The following is a 16,659-nucleotide window of genomic DNA, read 5'->3' on the forward strand; positions in this document are numbered from 1 at the left end:
CGGCTTCATTCACCGGGAACGAGGTGGCCGACCGGCGGCGGCGCCAAGCGCCGGTGCCTGCGGCGCGACAGATAAAGCAGGAGGCCGGTCACGGCAAACAGCGGCATCATGGCGGCGGCCAGCATGAAGGCGAGCTTGCCGGGCCATCCCAGGATGGCGCCGCGGTGGATGTCGAGCACGCTGGCGAGGACGCGTTCACCAAACGTCTTGTCGGCGTAGCGATCCGATGAGATGACGCGGCCGGTGAGGGCATCGATACGGAATTCGTCACGCACGGCCTCGCGCGACGAGTCCCGCGGGCATGACCGCACGCGCACCGTCGTGCCCGCGCCGGCCGGCAGGGTCAGGAGGGCCCTTCCGTAACTGTTGTTCTCCTGCTGCAGGAACGCCGACCAGACGCGATCGAAGGCAAGCGGCTTTGCCTCGGCCTTCGTTTCAGACTTCGCTTCAGTCTTGGCTTCACTCTTGCTTTCGGCAGCCGCCGTGCCGCGCGGCGGCTTGGACTGCATCGCGTTTGCCGTGGCCTGAGGCCGCGCGAACAGCCAGTTGGCGCCGGCCTTGTACCATTCGAACGAATACCACAGGCCGGTCAGCGTCATTACCAGATAGACCGGCAGCACCCAGGTCCCGATCACGGCGTGCAGCGAGCGATGCAGGCCGCGGCCGCGCAGTCCCAGATTCGGCTTCAGCCACATCTTCACGCTACGCGCACGACGCGGCCAGCGCAGCACGAGGCCGGTGATCAGCATCACGATCAGGCAGATCGCGGCTGACCCGGTGATCTTGCGCCCGATGCCGTTGCCGTCGCCCGGCAACAGCAGCCAGCGATGCAGCTTGCGGACGGTTGCGAAAAAGTCCTCGCCGCGCGGCGAGCCGAGCACGTGTCCATCGTAGGGGTCGACATAGACCGAGGACGGCCGCGTGCCGCCTTCGCTGCGAGCGAAACGGATGCGGGCCGCGGCCGATGGATCGCTGACCATCGTCACGGCCGTGACCTTGCCGAAATCGCCCGCCGCCGCTAGCCGCGCGATCAACTCATCCGGCGTGAGCCGCCGGGCCGCGCTGGCCTCGACGCGCATGATGTGGCTGTTCAGGCTGGCCTCGATCTCATCCTCAAAGGCCATCGTCGCGCCGGTGAGGCCGACCACGGCCCACAGCAGCGCCAGCACAAGACCAACCAGGGAATGGACCTGAAGCAGTGCGGCCTTGATCGGGCGCCGAACGTCACTCATCAGAATTTCACCGTCGCCGAGAGCGAGAAACGCTGCGCGTCGCCCATCGCGACCGTCAGGATGCTGTTGGCTGAAGGGTAGTAGACCGTGTCGAACAAGTTCTTGACGTTGAGCTGGTAGATGACCGGGAACGACTGGACCTTGGTCTCGTAGGTCGCAAACACGTCCGCGACCGTGTAGGCCGGCAGCACGAAGCTGTTCGCGGCATCGCCGGGCCGGTCGCCGACATAGCGCGCGCCGCCGCCGAGGCGAAGCCGGCCAGGCAGGGTGGTGCCGAAATCATAGACCAAATAGAGCGAGGCGGTGTTCAGCGCGACGTTCTGCAGGGCGTTGCCGGCGAGCGTCGGATCCTCGGTTACGCGTGCGTCGGTATAGCCATAGCTGCCGATCATGCTCCAGCTGTCAGTCAGCCTGCCGGTGACGTCGAGTTCGACGCCGCGCGAGCGAACCTTGCCTGCCGTACGGTACTCGACGATGCCAGTCGTGGAGTTAAGCTGCGAAACCAGCACGTTCTTCTTGTCGATGTCGTAGAGCGCAAGCGTGCCGGAGATCCGTTTGTTGAAGTCGAACTTGACGCCGGTCTCCCACTGGGTGCCCTCTTCGGGCGCGATGTTGGAGCCGATCACGACGCCGCCGGTAAGCGGCGCGATGGTCGAGGTGGGCTTCAGCGATTGCGTGTAGCTCGCATAGAGCGAGACCTGGTCGGTGAGCTTGAAGATGGCGCCGCCGAGCGGCAGCACCTTGTCGGCCGAGACATTGGTATTGGTGACGAACGGGCGGCCCTTGCCGGCGAGCTGGTCGTAATCCATGTAGCGCACACCGCCGACCAGCGCGAAGCGCTCGGTCAGATGCAGCGTGTCCTGGAAGAACAACGACCACTGGCCGAGCTTGTCGGTCTGGGCGCTGTCGGCGGCGGACACCGTCGTCCCCGGCGTGATCAGTCCATAGACCGGATTGTAGAAGTTGAAGCTCGGGGTCGCCTGCCGGATCAGGTTGTCGCGATAGATCGTGCGGTACTGGCCGTCGCCGCCGAACAGCACTTCGTTGCGCATATCGCCGAGCCAGACATTGCCCTGCAAATAGGAGGTGCCGTAGCTGGCATTGCTGAGCGAGCCCCAGGTGCCGTCATTGCTCCGGGTCTCGACGCCGGTCTTGGCGTTGACGCCGGTGATGCGGAGCTGGTTGGCGCTGAAGGTTTCGGTGTTGTAGCTGTAGGCCGCGAACAGCTTCCAGTCCTGGTTCAACCGGTGCTCGACCGAGGCCTGCATCAGGTCGGAGGTGCCCCACATGTTGTTGAAGGGCTCGTCGAGCCGGCGCGTCGCCGGGATCGCCAGCGGCGCCTTGGTCAGGGAATCGAATGCGGTGCCGCGGTCGAACGGCGTGATGAATTCGCGGTGCTCGTAGTTGAGCTGGACGGTGGTGTTTTCGCCGTACCAGGCCAGCGACGGCGCGACCAGCATTTCGCGTTGGCGCCCGAAATTGCGCCAGTAGTCCTCGCTCACGCCATAACCGATGAAGCGATAGGCGAGGCCGCGATCGCCGATCGGGCCGGTGATGTCGATGGTGCCGTCGGCTCCGGTCCTGGAGTTGGCGTAAGTCGAGCCGAGCAGGGTCACCGAACCGTGCTGATAGAGCTCGGGGCGCTTGCTGATCGTGTTGACGATGCCGCCGGGATCCATGATGCCATAGAGCAGCGACGCCGGGCCCTTCAGCACCTCGACGCTTTCGACCGCGGCGTTGAGGCTGCGGCCCTGCACCAGCGGCATGCCGTTGCGCATGATCGAGCCGTCGCGGTTGTCGCCGAAGCCACGGCGCATCACCGCATCCTGGGTGCCGGCGAGCGTATTGGCCTGGGTGACGCCGCTGACATTGGCCAGCGCGTCATCGAGGTTGCGCGGCAGCTGATCCTTCAGCACCTGCTCGGGCACGACGTTGACCGTCTGCGAGGTGTCCAGCGGCGAGGCGCCGCTGCGCAGCGTGGTTGAGCTCGGCATCGCGCGATAGTGGAGCTTGGCTTCGTTGAGCACCGCGGCGGCAGCTGCTGCGCGCTCCGCCGGTGTCGGCGGCGCCGGTTGGGCATTCCGGCCGCGCTGCCGTGCCGTGGCGGCCGCCTGCGTTCGCTGCGCCGGCTTTGCCGCGGCGGCGGCCGGCTTGCGCTTCTGCGTCGGCTGGTCGACCGAAACAGGCGGCAACGGGACGCTCGATTGGGCGTTTGCCGGAGTTGCCGCGGAGGCGACATCGGCGAGCAGGAATGCTGCGCCGATCAGCAAATGGGTGCGGCCCTTGTCGGCGGCATTTCGACGGTCGCCGACAACCCGGCCACCAGCATTCACAGGCACTCTTGGACTTCCGATTCACGCGCACTTGGTCACGCCGCGCCTCTAGCAGTCGGCGCGCGCGAAAAGAACCGGAGCAAACTTGAATCTCTCTAACAGGAATGGATTTGAATCGTTCTAAGACGCGACAGGGCCCGCGCGTGTGCGCGAGCCCTGAATCCCGTAACTTGCTTGTCGCGTCTGCGCGTCAGATGGCCGTGCGATCGTTGCCTGAGGCTGCAGCCGTCGTCCTGTCACATCTCAGGTGTATGGTTCGCCGTATGCCGCGCGATGCGCCTCACGACATCGCCAGGCTGACCGGTGCAGAGCCGACCATTCCCGTGCTGACGCCGTCGCGGGCCATCGATTCGATCGTGCCCCAGTTCTCGCGAAAGATCCGCGCCGCCTCGTTGGCGCTTTCCGCCTGGATCGTCAGACTGCACGCGCGTCTCGTGCCGTTGCTGGCGAGCTGGAAGTACAGAACATATCCAGACGATTCCGCACTCCGTGCGGCCAGCGGTGCCTGCTGCATGTAGGTTTTCCCCAAAGTGTTTTTGTTGTGCCACCCGCAGGCAGGATTTGACAGGGATGCGGCACAGTCGTGGTCGCGATCGAGCTAAGCTGAACGTTTGTTCATTTTGTTGGCCGGTGTTGCCAAGATTCAACACCGGGTGGAACTTGCTATAGCTCGTCACTGCAACTAAGCCGCGATCGCGGCATCAGCTCAACCGTCGTGGCGTCTACGCGTCGCCTTCTGGATGGACCATCAGCGTCTCTTGGATCGCGGTGGCGAGCATCGCGCCGTCACGGTCGTGGACGCGCGCGATCGACAGCCCGCGGCCGCCATCCGCGCACGGGCTCTCGGTTTCGACATGCATCCAGGCGTCCGGCGAAAATGCGCGATGAAACCAGATGCAATGGTTGAGGCTCGACAGATAGAGCGGCGCACGCGCCTGCAAGGCGTCGAGATGGCCGCCGACGCTGGAGAAGTTGAGCCACCAGTCCGAGAGATAGGCGAACACCGCGGCCTGGGCACGGGAACCGGCGGCGAGCGGTTGCCTGGATCTGATCCAGAAGCGCAGGCGCGGCTCTGCCGTCGCGGCCGAAAGCTGACGTTCGATCTCGGGGATGCGGAAATCCATGCTGGGCTTGATGTGCTGGGAATAAGGACCGAGCGGCCGCAACTGCGCCATCAGTGCATCGGGGATCATGCTCAGATCGGGCAGGCTTTCGGGATCCTCCGATCGTGCGAACGGCACCGCGTGCCGCGGGCCCGGCTGCGGCGCGCAGAATGTGGCCTGCGCGCTGAGCACGCTACGCCCGTCGCCTTGCGCGCCGACGATATGGCGGGAGGAGAATCGCTTGCCGTCCTGCAGGACCTGCGCGTCGAACGTGATGCGGCGGCCGGGATCGGCACCGCGCAGGAACAGGAGCTGCAGCATCGCGGCGGGACGATCTTCGGGCGCGCTGAGGGTCGCGGCCATCATCGCCTGGCCAAGGATCTGGCCGCCATAGGAACGGCCGTTGAGATTGCCGTCGCCGAACCGGCTGCGGTAGCGGAGCGGTGCGACGGTCTCGAGCGAGACCAGCGCCTCGGCCGCCCGGTTGTCCCATTGATCGCACCGGGCCTCGTTGCCCTCCGCGGCGCGCACGCCTTGCCCGTCCATCACATCGCCGGGAATTTCTGCGGGCCCGGATAGAGCGGATAGCCGGCGGCAACGCCGTATTCGCTGATGCCAAATCCGGTCTCGTTGCCGCTTTCGAGCCGGACGACATGGTCCGACAGCGTGCGTGCGATGGTGCGTGTCGTGGCGTCGTCGAGGTTCCAGATGTCGTGCGCGGCATGGTTCTCGCCGCGGTCATCGCCATGGGTCCAGCCTTGCAGGCCGCCATACATGCCGGCCTTGAGATAGAACCGGGTCGGTAGCCCGTGCATCCTGACCTGGCGCGGCTCGCCGCGATCGAAAGTGAAGGTGAAGTCGGCCACAGCGATGGTCTGGCCGAGCGGATCATTGGCCCATTCGATCGCATGCTCGACCGAGGTAACTTCGCGATGCGACACCGATCCGTCGGCCTCGCGGCGGAACTCGGTGCCCGAGAGGTAATGCGGCTTGCCCGGCGTGCGCTCCTTGATGAAGATCGACAGCGCCGACTCCGGGAACTGGAACATCGACCAGGTCCAGAAGAAATTGCGATGGGTCGCGACCGGCGGCCTGGTCTCGTCGGTGCGCATCTCGGAGCGCAGGCCCCAGGAGCGGTCGCGCTGCCCCCACCACAGCTCGGGCTCGATCTCGTAACGCTTGCCGTCGGCGACGATCCAGCCGCGCCAGCGGCCGAATTGCGAGACGCGCGCGAGGTCTTCCTCGACGACACCGTTGCGCTCGCGGAAATTCTGCTTCTCCTGCGCCGCCGGAAAGCTCGCCTTGAATTCGAGCGCGAAGCTGATGCCGGACGGATTGTCGGCGAGCGAGATCCTATGCAGGCTGTTACCCTCGACGATCTCGATCCTGAGCCCGCCGACTTCCGTGTCCAGCGGACGGGTCCCGAGCCGGCGCGAGGCGCGGAAATTGTGCTGGCGGCGGCCGATGGTGATGCCGGCAAAGCCGTCCATCACTTTGCGGTTCGGGTAATAGCCGAGCCCGATGTCGATCAGCAGTTCGCTGCCGTCGATCGGATGCGCGGTGTACCAGTAGCGCTCGGTGAACCTGACATCGCCGCCGCCTGCCCTGGCAAACGGTTGCGGCGTCTGGTGGCCGATGAGATCGTCCTGGGCTGTCAGCATTGTTCTTGTCCTTGTGTTTGAGCCGGTTCGGTCGGATGGGTAGCGCGGGATCAGTCCTTGGCCGGGCCGGCGCCCACGATGTCGCCGAACAGCACCCAAGTCTTGCCGTCGAAGCGGGCGAAACGGCGCTCGGTGATCGCTGCGTAGTCCTGCGGCGTGGTCTGGATCGTGATGCCCGGAAGCAGCATCGGCAGCTCGATGCCGCTGAGGTTGGTGGCCTGCTTCAGCACGTTCTCGCGCGTTAGATTGTCGCCGCAGCGCTGCAGGATGATGGCGCCGAGCTGGGCCGTGGTGTAGCCGGTCACCGCGATCACGTCGTTCGGGTCCATCCCCGGCATATATTTCGCGGCGAAGGCGAGATAGTCGGTCATGCCCTTGTCATTAGCCCAGGCCGGATCGTTCGGTGTCTTGTAGGAGGTCGTGGTCAGGATGCCGGTCGAGGCCTCGATGCCCGCCGGCACCAGCACGCCGGCGATCGAATTCGCGGTCGAGCCGAGGAAGATCAGCGGCTTCCAGCCGAGCTCGTGGATCTTGCGGATCGCCATCGAGGCGAATTTGTTTTGCGCGGCGATCAGGATGGTATCGGCGCCTGATGCCTTCAGGTTCACGATCTGGGAATCGATCGTGGGCTCGGTCGACTGATACATCGCCTCCTTGACGATCATGGTGTCGGTCCTGGCGCCGAGCCCCTCCTTCAGGCCGAGCACGAAATCCTTGCCGATGTCGTCGGCCTGCAGCAGCACGCCGATCCTGGCATCCGGCTTCTCGCGCAGCACGTAGCGCGCGATGATCCGGGACTCGTTGACGTAGGTCGGCGAGTAGGGCGTCGTCCAGGGGAACTGCTTGGGATCGTTCCAGCGGGTGCCGCCGCTCTGCACCAAGAGATGCGGAACGCCATTGCTGTTGAGATATTTCTGGATCGCGGCGTTGGTCGGCGTGCCGAACGGCGCCATGATCGCGAGCACCTTGTCGTTCTCGACCAGCGCGCGCGTCACCTCGACGGTCTTGGGCGGGCTATAGGCGTCGTCGCGGGTCAGGAAGTTGATGCGGCGGCCATTGATGCCGCCTTTCTCGTTCAGCATCGTGAAATAGGCGAGCATGGTTTTCGGGAAGCTCGCATAGATCGATGCCGGTCCGCTGTAGGGCGCGTTGGCGCCGAGCAGGATCTCGCTGTCACTGACCCCGGGGCCATAGGCCTTCTGGGCGTTCGCAGTTCCGAGCGCGCCGGTGAGCGCGAACGCCCACACCGCAAGCGTGACGATTGGCTTCCGCATCTTCCCCTCCCATGACGCCCTCTTTTGCGGGGCTGGTTGATCCGGCGATGGAAGCCTTCAAAGGCTTTACCCTTCGCATCGGCTGTGTAATAATAGACCGTCTGTCCGGATTATCAACTGGAATCTCCGGGCGGCGTATCGGCTTCACGCGTGACGGAAACATCCGCGCGCGTGCGCGGTCGCATGGCGGTTGAGGAGGAAACATGAAGCTGACGCAGGCGCTGATCGCGGCGGTGCAATTGCGCAAGGACGCACCCGGCACCATCCATGCCGGACGGTCGCGGAGTTGGAAGGAGATCGGCCGGCGCGTTGCCTGCGCCGCGGGCGGGTTGCGGCGGCTCGGCGTCGAGGCCGGCGACCGTGTCGCTATCCTCGCGCACAACAGTGACCTCTATATCGAGGCGCTCTATGCCATCGCCTGGGCGGGCGCGGTCGCGGTGCCGCTTAACACGCGCTGGGCAGTTGCCGAGAACGCCTATGCGATCGACGATTCCACGCCAAAGCTGTTGCTGGTCGACAAGACCTTCGCCGAAATCGCGTCGGCGCTGCGTGGTGCAAAATCACTCACCGCGATGGTCTATCTGGACGAGGGACCGGTCCCCGACGGCATGCAGGGTTATGATGAGCTTGTTGCGAACGCGCCGATCGCGGATGCGTCCGGCGCCTACAACGATCTCGCCGGCATCTTCTACACCGGCGGCACCACCGGATTTCCCAAGGGCGTGATGCTGTCGCACGCCAACATCATCTATGAATCGCTGGTCTGGATCTATGCGCTCCGTTTCCGCGAAGACACGCGGTATCTGCACTCGGCCGGCATGTTCCACCTGGCGGGCACCTCGCCGATGATCGCGCTGACCCTGGTCGGTGGCACGCACGTGACCATCGCGAAATTCGAGCCCGAGCTCGCGATGAAGACCATCGCCGAGCACAAGGTGGATTACTGCCTGTTCGTGCCGACCATGCTCAACATGATGCTTAATCATCCGTCCTTCGGCACGTATGATCTGAGCAGCGTGAGGGATTGCGAATATGGCGCGTCGCCGATGCCGGATGCGCTGCTGGTCAAGCTGATGCGCGTGCTGCCGAGCTGGCGTTTCCATCAGGGCTACGGCATGACCGAGAGCGCGGCGCTGGCGACGATCCTGCCTTGGGAGTACCACGCGCTGGAAGGGCCGCTGGCGGGCAAGCGCAAATCGGCGGGACGGGCGGCGCCCGGCGTCGAAATCCGCATCATCGATCCCGCGGGCAACGAAGTTCCGCGCGGCACCGTCGGCGAGATCGCGATCCGCGGCGCCGGCGTGATGCTCGGATACTGGCGCAAGCCCGAGGAAAGCGCGCGCGTGCTGCGCAACGGCTGGCTGTACACCGGCGACGGCGCCTGGATGGACGAGGACGGGTTTGTCTATATCGTCGACCGACTGAAGGACATGATCGTCTCTGGCGGCGAGAACGTCTATTCCGGCGAGGTGGAGAACGCCATCTTCCAGCACGAGCACGTCAAGGAATGCGCCGTTATCGCGGTGCCCGATCCGCAATGGGGCGAGGCGGTACATGCGATCGTCGTGCCGAAGGACGGTAGGAGTCTCGATTCCGAAATGGTGATCGCGCACTGCCGCACCTTGATCGCCGGTTACAAGTGCCCGCGTTCTGTCGATATCCGCCTCGAGCCATTGCCGCTGACCGGCTCCGGCAAGATCATGAAGTCGGCGCTGCGCGAGGAAAAGTGGCAAGGCTATACGAGGTCGGTCAATTGATGCCGGAGGCTGCGAAACGATCCGATCAAGATGTGCCGCGTGATGTGCCGGCGCCTGTTCGCCCGGTCGTGGTCAATGACGACGCGGTGCGGCCAGCACTCGCGCGGCATTTGTCGCGGATATCCGGGAGCCGGACGGAGATTGTCGGCTTCGGCCGCAAATCATCGGGTTTCTCCTGGATTACCTATGCGTTCGTGGCGCGCACTGCGGCTGAAGGTGACCGCAAACTGATCCTGCGCGTCGGTCCACCGAGCGGGCTCTTTGCGCCTTACTCGGTGCTGCCCCAGGTTTATGCGCTGCAGTCGCTGGCCGGCAGCGGCGTACCGGTGCCGACGTTGGTGTCATCAGAGCAGGATGGCGCCGAGATCGGCTTTCCTTTCTTCATCTGCGCGCATGTCGAGGGCGATGTTCCTACGCCCTGGGCGGCGAGCGGGCTTGATGTCGACCACAAGCGCGAGATCGCCCGGCAATTCGTCGAGATCCTCGCGTCGCTGCACCGGATCGACCCAGGCGCGACACCATTCGCTTCGCTGCAGCAGGGCGGGGAACGCGCCGAGCTGCGTGCGATCGCCGGCTGGCGCGCCTCTCTCGCGCGTCCCACTGCGCGCTATTATCCGCTGCTTGATTGGGGCGGGCGCTGGCTGCGCGACAATTGTCCGCAGCCGCCGCGCCGTACCATTGTGCATGGCGACTACCGGATCGGAAACTTCATCGAGCACCAGGGGCGGATCACCGCCATCCTTGATTGGGAGCTCACGCACCTCGGCGATCCCCACGAGGATCTGGCCTGGGCGATGATGCCGACCTTCAACGCCAGGAGCCGCAAGCTCTATGGCGTGCTCGAGCGCGCGGAGGTGATCGATCTCTATCAGCGTGCCTCCGGCATTGCCGTCTCGGACAAGAGTCTCGCCTTTTATGAGGCCTATGCGCTGTATCAGGCGGCCGCGATCCAGATGTGCGCGGTGCGCGCCTTCGAGGTCGATCGTTTCAACGACATGCGGCTTGCGGTGATGGCAAGCCAGATGCCCTCGATCGTGCGGGCCTTCGAGCGCGCATTGGAGGCCGCGGCATGAGTGCATCCTTCGAGCGGTTGATCGACGGCATCATCGATGCGCTGCAGAGCCATGTCGTGCCGAACAGCAGCGATGATTTCGTCCGCGGCCAGGTGTTCTCCGCGATCTACGCGCTGAACAGTATGAAGCTCGCCGCCGACTGGAAGGCCGGGCCGCTGCTCGAGCAGGTGCGGCTGCAGGACGATACTTTTGCCACGGTCAAACGATTGGCTGACGGCATGACGCATCCGGAGATTCCAGCGACGCCGCGCATCCCGAGCGACCCGTCCGACGCTGCCGCGATCGAGGCGCTGCGCGACGATGGCGACCGTCGGCTCGGGCAGCTTCTGCTCTGGGCGACCGGCGAGGGCGCGCGTGTGGCCAATCGCAATGCCGCGACCGAGATCGAACGCCTGCTGCGGCGGGCGACCTGCGACCAGCTGAAGATCGAGCTCGCGACAACGCCGAAGTCGATGCTGCAGCAGATCGCAGGCGGCGAACGCGACGGTGGCGCGGCGCAGGACTGAGCCCGTCGCATCGCCGGCTACCCGGAATTGCATCTTTGCGCAGTGTTCCGGGATTCATTGGTAGCGCCGGGAAAGAAGCTTGCCGGCCCGCGGTGCCCGTGCTATTAATTCACCGAACGGTCGTTCGGATTATTATTGACGATCGGTGAAGGCAACCGCTGCAGGCGGTCGGCGAGGGAGACGGAACGATGAACATGATGACCGACGCCTCGCCATGGGAACGGTTGATCCGGCCCGACCGGGTGCACGGATCGCTCTATACCGATCCCGAGATCTTCGAGGCCGAGCTCAAGAACATCTGGTACCGGACCTGGGTCTATGTCGGGCACGAGAGCGAGGTGCCGAACGCCAACGACTACGTCGTCAAGTCGATCGGCCCGCAATCCGTGATCATGACGCGCGACGAGCAGGGCAAGGTCAATCTGCTGCTCAATCGCTGCTCGCATCGCGGCAACCAGGTCTGCTCCTACGAGCGCGGCAATGCGCGCTCATTCACCTGTCCGTTCCATTCCTGGACCTTCGCCAATGACGGCCGCCTGGTCGGCTATGCCTTCCCGGACGGATATGAAGGGCAGGACAAGTCGCAGCTCGCGCTCGGTCGGGTGACGCGCGTCGCCTCCTATCGCGGCTTCGTGTTCGGCTCGTTCGCAGCCGACGGCCCGACGCTGAAGGAGCATCTCGGAGGCGCGGCCGAGACCATCGATCGCCTGGTGCGTACCTCGCCGGAGGGCGAGGTCGAGATCACGGCGGGTTTTCTCAAGCATCGCGTCAAGGCGAACTGGAAGTTCATCCTGGAGAACGAGTGCGACGGCTATCACCCGGCCTTCGTGCACACCTCGATCTTCGGCGTCGCCGACAGCATGATCGGCAAGCTCTACGGCGGCGCCTCGACCGCGCTGACGCGCGACTATGGCAACGGCCATACCGAGATCGACCTGCGGCCCGAGTTCCGCAAGCGCGATGCACCGATGAGCTGGTTCGGCACCAGCGAAGAACGGCTGCCGGACTACACCGCGCGCATGAAGGCCGCCCATGGCGACACCGCGGCGCGTGAGATCATGATCGACGGCACGCCGCATGTGATGATCTTCCCGAACCTGTTCATCGCCGAGATTCAGATGTTCGTGATCCAGCCGCTCGGCGTCGACGACAGCGTGCAGCACGTCACCGCGTTGCAGTTCAAGGGCGCGCCCGATCTGAACCGAAGGCTGCGCCAGCAGACCATGGGCTCGGTCGGCCCGGCCGGCTTCCTGCTCGCGGACGATTCCGAAATGTACGAGCGCTGCCATCGCGGCGTGCTGGCGCGCAATCCGGAATGGATCTTCCTCGGCCGCGGCGAGAAGCGCCAGCGGCAGGACGAGCTCGGCTTCACGGTCGGGCACGTCACCGACGAGGTGCCGTCGCGCGGGATCTGGACCCATTATCGCAAGCTGATGGAGCCTGACTGATGCTGTCGCGCGAGAGCAGCGCCACGTTGATGAGCGCCATCACCGCCTTCCTCTATCGCGAGGCGCGGTTGCAGGACGAGCATCAATACGAGGCCTGGGAAAAGCTCTGGACCGACGACGGCGTCTATTGGGTGCCGGCCAACGGCGCCGACATCGATCCGGAACGGCAGATGTCGATCATCTACGACAACCGCTCGCGGATCGCGCTGCGGGTCCGGCAGCTGATGACCGGCAAGCACTTTACCCAGACGCCGCAGTCGAACCTGCGCCGGCTGATCTCCAACATCGAATTGATGGACGAGCAGCCTGACGACGGCGACATCGCGGTCGCCAGCAACAGTCTCATTTTCGAGTCGAGCCTGCGTGACGACACGCTGTGGGCGGCACGCAATGAATACCGGCTGCGCCATGTCGATGGCGAATTGCGGATGGCCGCCAAGAAGGTCATCCTCGTCAACAACGACAAGGCGATCTACACGCTGTCATTCCTGGTCTAGGAAAGGTCTCGCCATGATCGACAAGGGCCCCGTCCTGCTCGACATCACCGACGGCATCGCGCGGCTGCGGCTCAACCGCCCTGATTCGGCCAACGGCATGAGCGCCGAGCTGCTCCGCGCCCTGTGCGACGCCATCATGGTCTGTCATGGTCATCCGGATCTGCGCGTCGTGCTGCTGAGCGGCGAGGGCACGAACTTCTGCGCCGGCGGCGACGTCCGCGCCTTTGCCTCCAAGGGCGAGAAGCTGCCGGACTATATCCGGCAGGCCACCGCGTATCTGCAGAATGCGGTGACCGGGCTGCTGCGGCTGGAGGCGCCGGTCATATCATCGGTGCAGGGCTTTGCGGCGGGCGGCGGCGGCTTCGGCCTGGTCTGCGCCTCCGACATCGTGATCGCGGCGGAATCGGCAAAATTCCTCGCCGGCGCGACGCGGGTGGCGATGGCGCCGGATGCCGGCGTCTCCGTCACGCTGTCGCGGCTGGTTGGCTTGCGGCGGGCGATGTCGATCCTGCTGACCAATCCGGTAATCCCGGCGGCCGAAGCGTTGCAGATGGGCATCGTCAGCAAGGTCGTGCCCGATGCCGAGCTTGCCGAGGCATCGCTCGCGCTGGCGCGCGAGCTTGCGGCCGGCGCGCCGAAGGCGCTGGCGGCGACCAAGCGGCTGGTCTGGGCCGGCACCGGGACCAGCATCGAGCAGTGCCTGTCGGAAGAGGCGCGCACCGTCGCCGAACTCTCGGGGATGGCCGATGCACGCGAAGGGCTCGCCGCGGTGATCGAGCGGCGCCAGCCCGTATTCACGGGGCGATGAGGTGGCGACCTTGCCATTCGGACGTCTCGATGGCCGCCGCGCCTTCGTCTCCGGCGGCGCGCGTGGCATCGGCGCCGCGATTGTTCGCAGTTTTGCCGGCGCAGGCGCCAGGGTCGTGATCGCCGATCTCGACGTCGCCGCGGCCTCGGAGCTGGCGCGCGAGACGGGTGCAGCGGTCGCAGGTCTCGACGTCAGCGATGCCACGGCCGTGCAAGCCGTGATGGCGCAGGATGGCCCATTCGACATTGTCGTCAACAATGCCGGCGTCGATCAGCACGTTTTCTTCACCGATACCACGGCGGAGGATTGGGCGCGGCTGATCGCGGTCAATCTCACCTCGGTGTTGGCCTGCACCCACGCCGCGCTGCCGGCGATGCAGGCGGCGCGCTTTGGTCGCATCATCAACGTCACCTCGGAAGCGGCTCGGCTCGGCTCAAAGGGCGGTGCCGTCTACTCGGCGGCCAAGGGCGGCGTGATCTCGTTCACCCGGAGCATCGCGCGGGAAAATGCACGCTATGGCATCACCGCGAACGCGATCGCGCCGGGACCGATCCGCACGCCGATGCTGGAGCAGGCCGTGGCCAAGGGCGGCGACAGGATCCTGCAGGCAATGACCGGCGCAACGCTGCTCGGCCGCCTCGGCGAGCCGGAGGAGGTCGCGGCCGCCGTGCTGTTCCTGGCTTCCGATCAGGCCGCCTATATCACCGGAGAGACGCTCGGCGTTTCCGGCGGCATGGGCATCGGCGGCTGAAATGGGCAGCGCGGACGACGATATCGCAATCACGCCGGTCGATCGCGCGATCGAGCGCTTGCGCGCGATCTATCGCGGCTGGACCCGCGATACATCGGTGGCGCAGATGCGCGACGACTGGGACGCCGCCTTTGCCGGCTGCTCGGTGCCGGTGACGTGCCAGCCGGTCTCGACCGGCGAGGTCGACGGCGAATGGCTCGTGCCGACAGACGCGCCTCGCGACAAGGCGAGCCTCTATTTTCACGGCGGCGGTTTCCGCATCGGCTCGGTCGCGTCGCATCGCGACCTGGCCGCACGGATTGCCGATGCATCCGGCTGCCGCGTGCTCTCGATCAATTACCGGCTGGCGCCGGAGCATCGCTTTCCGGCGGCGCTGGAGGATGCGCTGATTGCCTATCAGTATCTGCGCCATCAGGGGCTGGATCCGGCGGATATCGCCTTCGCCGGGGATTCGGCCGGCGGCAATCTCGTGCTGTGCACGATGCTGGCGGCGCGCGACCGCGGTTTGCCGCTGCCCGCCGCCGGCGCGCTGATGTCACCCTGGACCGATCTCACCGCGAGCGGCGCGAGCTATCAGAGCCGGGCCGAGGCCGATCCGATCCACCAGCGCGCAATGATCCTGGCGCTGGCGAAGAACTATCTCGGCAAGGACGGCGATGTCAGCGATCCCTTCGCCTCGCCGCTTTTTGCCGATCTCACCGGTCTGCCGCCGCTGCTGGTGCAGGTCGGCGACCGTGAGACCGTGCGCGACGATGCGACGGAACTGGCCGCACGGGCGAAGGCTGCCGGAGTCGACGTCGCGCTACAGGTTTGGGACGGCATGATCCACGTCTTCCAGATGTTCCCGGAGATTCCGCAGGCGCGAGAGGCGATCGCATCGCTGGCAGCTTTTTTGCGCAACCATCTTCACATCGGCCATGAGAGAGCGCCACAATGAACGTCATGACGTCGGATCCGCGCCAGCTCACTGAGACCGAGTTCCACTTTTCGGAGCAACCCAATCTGCCCGAGGAGCTGCGCATGCTGCGCGAGCAGGTGCGCCGCTTTGTCGAGAAGGAAGTGGTGCCGCATGCCGAGGCGTGGGAGCGCGACGGCAAGATCCCGCGCGAGATCTATCGCCGCATGGGCGCGCTCGGCTTCCTCGGCATGCGCCATGCGGCCGAATATGGCGGCACCGACATGGGGCCGCTGGCCTCGATGGTGTTCGCCGAGGAGCTGGGGCGCTCCAGCTTCGGCGGCTTCACCTCGTCGATCCTCGTGCATACCGACATGTCGGCGGTGCACATCTCCTTGCGCGGCACGCCGGAACAGAAGCAGAAATATTTGCCGGCGATCATCCGCGGCGAGACGGTCTGCTCGATCGCGGTGACCGAACCCGATGCGGGCTCCGACGTCGCTGGCCTCAAGACGCGCGCGCGGCGCGACGGCGATTTTTGGGTGATCAACGGCGCAAAGATGTTCATCACCAACGCGGTCTATGGCGACCTCCTGATCGTCGCCGCGCGGACCGATCCGCAGGCCAAGGGCAGCCGCGGCATCTCGCTGTTCATCGTCGAGCGCAACACGCCGGGCATTTCGGCAACCAAACTCGACAAGCACGGCTGGCTCTGCTCGGACACCGCCGAACTCGCGTTCCAGGACGTGCGCGTGCCGGCGGAGAACCTGCTCGGCGAGGAGAACAAGGGCTTCTATGGCATCATGGAGACCTTCCAGAACGAGCGCATCTGCATCGGCGGTATCTGCGCGGGCGAGTCCGCCAAGGCGATCGAGCTGACGGCGAACTACGTGAAGACGCGGCAGGCGTTCGGCGGCCCGCTCTGGAATCAGCAGGGCGTGCGGCTGAAGCTCGCCCAGCTTGCGGCGAAGGCGGCGGCGGCGCGGGCGCTGGCCTATCAGGCCGCCGAGCTCGCGGCGGCCGGGCAGGATTGCCTGCGTGAGGTCTCGATGGTGAAGGCGCTTTCGCCGGAGGTGCTGCATGAGGTCGTGCATGGCTGCCTGCAACTGCACGGCGGCTCAGGCTTCATGCGCGGCACGCCGATCGAGCGCATGGTGCGCGACGCTCGGGTGCTGACGATCGGCGGCGGTGCCACCGAGGTGATGCTGGAAGAAGTGGCGAAGCGGATGTGAACGCCGCGCCTGGAGCGGAAGCTGTCGACGCAGCCTTGTCCGCTCTTGCGATCGGTATCCTGGCGAGTGCGCGCGTGCGCAACCGGGCT

15 protein-coding genes are annotated in these 16,659 nt (G+C 65.4%); 9 read left to right on the top strand and 6 right to left on the bottom strand.

The genetic code is table 11. From position 1 onward, the window contains the following. Positions 1 to 5 precede the first annotated feature (5 nt). The 6 genes from AC1VNY_RS21065 to AC1VNY_RS21090 all read right to left on the bottom strand — a co-directional run bounded on the left by AC1VNY_RS21065 (position 6) and on the right by AC1VNY_RS21090 (position 7,603). Entirely contained in the window at positions 6 to 1,232 is a 1,227-nt protein-coding gene (locus AC1VNY_RS21065; RefSeq protein ID WP_482406635.1) for a PepSY-associated TM helix domain-containing protein, read from the bottom strand. Next, positions 1,232 to 3,565, bottom strand: coding sequence for a TonB-dependent siderophore receptor (locus AC1VNY_RS21070; protein ID WP_482406669.1), 2,334 nt, complete (start codon positions 3,563 to 3,565; stop codon positions 1,232 to 1,234). Before AC1VNY_RS21070 ends, AC1VNY_RS21065 begins: the two co-directional genes overlap by 1 nt. Before the next feature lie 280 nt (positions 3,566 to 3,845). Continuing rightward, positions 3,846 to 4,079, bottom strand: a complete 234-nt coding sequence (locus tag AC1VNY_RS21075) for a hypothetical protein (RefSeq protein WP_028339610.1) — start codon at positions 4,077 to 4,079, stop codon at positions 3,846 to 3,848. 208 nt (positions 4,080 to 4,287) lie between these two features. Further along, positions 4,288 to 5,214, bottom strand: a complete 927-nt coding sequence (locus AC1VNY_RS21080; RefSeq protein ID WP_482406636.1) for an acyl-CoA thioesterase — start codon at positions 5,212 to 5,214, stop codon at positions 4,288 to 4,290. Then, on the bottom strand, positions 5,214 to 6,329 hold the full coding sequence (locus AC1VNY_RS21085) for an Rv3169 family protein (RefSeq protein ID WP_482406637.1): 1,116 nt from the start codon (positions 6,327 to 6,329) through the stop codon (positions 5,214 to 5,216). Before AC1VNY_RS21085 ends, AC1VNY_RS21080 begins: the two co-directional genes overlap by 1 nt. Positions 6,330 to 6,379: 50 nt before the next feature. After that, entirely contained in the window at positions 6,380 to 7,603 is a 1,224-nt protein-coding gene (locus AC1VNY_RS21090; protein ID WP_482406638.1) for an ABC transporter substrate-binding protein, read from the bottom strand. Between the two features lie 203 nt (positions 7,604 to 7,806). On the opposite strand from AC1VNY_RS21090, the gene AC1VNY_RS21095 reads away from it, so the two are divergent. The 9 genes from AC1VNY_RS21095 to AC1VNY_RS21135 all read left to right on the top strand — a co-directional run bounded on the left by AC1VNY_RS21095 (position 7,807) and on the right by AC1VNY_RS21135 (position 16,570). Further along, entirely contained in the window at positions 7,807 to 9,360 is a 1,554-nt protein-coding gene (locus tag AC1VNY_RS21095) for an acyl-CoA synthetase (protein WP_482406639.1), read from the top strand. Further along, the gene (locus AC1VNY_RS21100; RefSeq protein ID WP_482406640.1) at positions 9,330 to 10,433 is read left to right on the top strand and encodes a phosphotransferase family protein; all 1,104 of its coding nucleotides are present in this window, start codon (positions 9,330 to 9,332) and stop codon (positions 10,431 to 10,433) included. The genes AC1VNY_RS21095 and AC1VNY_RS21100 overlap by 31 nt, the downstream gene beginning before the upstream one ends. After that, on the top strand, positions 10,430 to 10,939 hold the full coding sequence (locus AC1VNY_RS21105; RefSeq protein ID WP_482406641.1) for a hypothetical protein: 510 nt from the start codon (positions 10,430 to 10,432) through the stop codon (positions 10,937 to 10,939). The genes AC1VNY_RS21100 and AC1VNY_RS21105 overlap by 4 nt, the downstream gene beginning before the upstream one ends. 188 nt (positions 10,940 to 11,127) lie before the next feature. Then, a complete protein-coding gene (locus AC1VNY_RS21110) occupies positions 11,128 to 12,387 on the top strand; it encodes an aromatic ring-hydroxylating oxygenase subunit alpha (protein ID WP_482406642.1) in 1,260 nt (419 codons plus the stop codon). Further along, a complete protein-coding gene (locus AC1VNY_RS21115; RefSeq protein WP_038387409.1) occupies positions 12,387 to 12,884 on the top strand; it encodes an aromatic-ring-hydroxylating dioxygenase subunit beta in 498 nt (165 codons plus the stop codon). Before AC1VNY_RS21110 ends, AC1VNY_RS21115 begins: the two co-directional genes overlap by 1 nt. A 13-nt stretch (positions 12,885 to 12,897) precedes the next feature. Next, positions 12,898 to 13,692: an enoyl-CoA hydratase/isomerase family protein gene (locus AC1VNY_RS21120; protein WP_482406643.1), complete on the top strand. Its 795-nt coding sequence runs from the start codon at positions 12,898 to 12,900 to the stop codon at positions 13,690 to 13,692. A 1-nt stretch (position 13,693) separates the two neighbouring features. Continuing rightward, positions 13,694 to 14,443: an SDR family NAD(P)-dependent oxidoreductase gene (locus AC1VNY_RS21125; RefSeq protein ID WP_482406644.1), complete on the top strand. Its 750-nt coding sequence runs from the start codon at positions 13,694 to 13,696 to the stop codon at positions 14,441 to 14,443. 1 nt (position 14,444) lies between these two features. After that, positions 14,445 to 15,380 carry an alpha/beta hydrolase gene (locus AC1VNY_RS21130; RefSeq protein ID WP_482406645.1) on the top strand — a complete coding sequence of 312 codons (936 nt, stop codon included), beginning with the start codon at positions 14,445 to 14,447 and terminating at the stop codon, positions 15,378 to 15,380. Continuing rightward, complete coding sequence (locus AC1VNY_RS21135) at positions 15,377 to 16,570, top strand: acyl-CoA dehydrogenase family protein (protein WP_482406646.1); 1,194 nt, start codon at positions 15,377 to 15,379, stop codon at positions 16,568 to 16,570. The genes AC1VNY_RS21130 and AC1VNY_RS21135 overlap by 4 nt, the downstream gene beginning before the upstream one ends. Positions 16,571 to 16,659: the final 89 nt, after the last annotated feature.

The organism is Bradyrhizobium ferriligni (assembly GCF_056837965.1).

Excerpts from the sequence above, each read along its gene's own strand:
- AC1VNY_RS21065 (WP_482406635.1), bottom strand. The coding sequence starts at position 1,232 with ATGAGTGACGTTCGGCGCCCGATCAAGGCCGCACTGCTTCAGGTCCAT.
- AC1VNY_RS21075 (WP_028339610.1), bottom strand. The coding sequence starts at position 4,079 with ATGCAGCAGGCACCGCTGGCCGCACGGAGTGCGGAATCGTCTGGATAT.
- AC1VNY_RS21080 (WP_482406636.1), bottom strand. The coding sequence starts at position 5,214 with ATGGACGGGCAAGGCGTGCGCGCCGCGGAGGGCAACGAGGCCCGGTGC.
- AC1VNY_RS21085 (WP_482406637.1), bottom strand. The coding sequence starts at position 6,329 with ATGCTGACAGCCCAGGACGATCTCATCGGCCACCAGACGCCGCAACCG.
- AC1VNY_RS21090 (WP_482406638.1), bottom strand. The coding sequence starts at position 7,603 with ATGCGGAAGCCAATCGTCACGCTTGCGGTGTGGGCGTTCGCGCTCACC.
- AC1VNY_RS21095 (WP_482406639.1), top strand. The coding sequence starts at position 7,807 with ATGAAGCTGACGCAGGCGCTGATCGCGGCGGTGCAATTGCGCAAGGAC.
- AC1VNY_RS21105 (WP_482406641.1), top strand. The coding sequence starts at position 10,430 with ATGAGTGCATCCTTCGAGCGGTTGATCGACGGCATCATCGATGCGCTG.
- AC1VNY_RS21110 (WP_482406642.1), top strand. The coding sequence starts at position 11,128 with ATGAACATGATGACCGACGCCTCGCCATGGGAACGGTTGATCCGGCCC.
- AC1VNY_RS21115 (WP_038387409.1), top strand. The coding sequence starts at position 12,387 with ATGCTGTCGCGCGAGAGCAGCGCCACGTTGATGAGCGCCATCACCGCC.
- AC1VNY_RS21120 (WP_482406643.1), top strand. The coding sequence starts at position 12,898 with ATGATCGACAAGGGCCCCGTCCTGCTCGACATCACCGACGGCATCGCG.
- AC1VNY_RS21130 (WP_482406645.1), top strand. The coding sequence starts at position 14,445 with ATGGGCAGCGCGGACGACGATATCGCAATCACGCCGGTCGATCGCGCG.
- AC1VNY_RS21135 (WP_482406646.1), top strand. The coding sequence starts at position 15,377 with ATGAACGTCATGACGTCGGATCCGCGCCAGCTCACTGAGACCGAGTTC.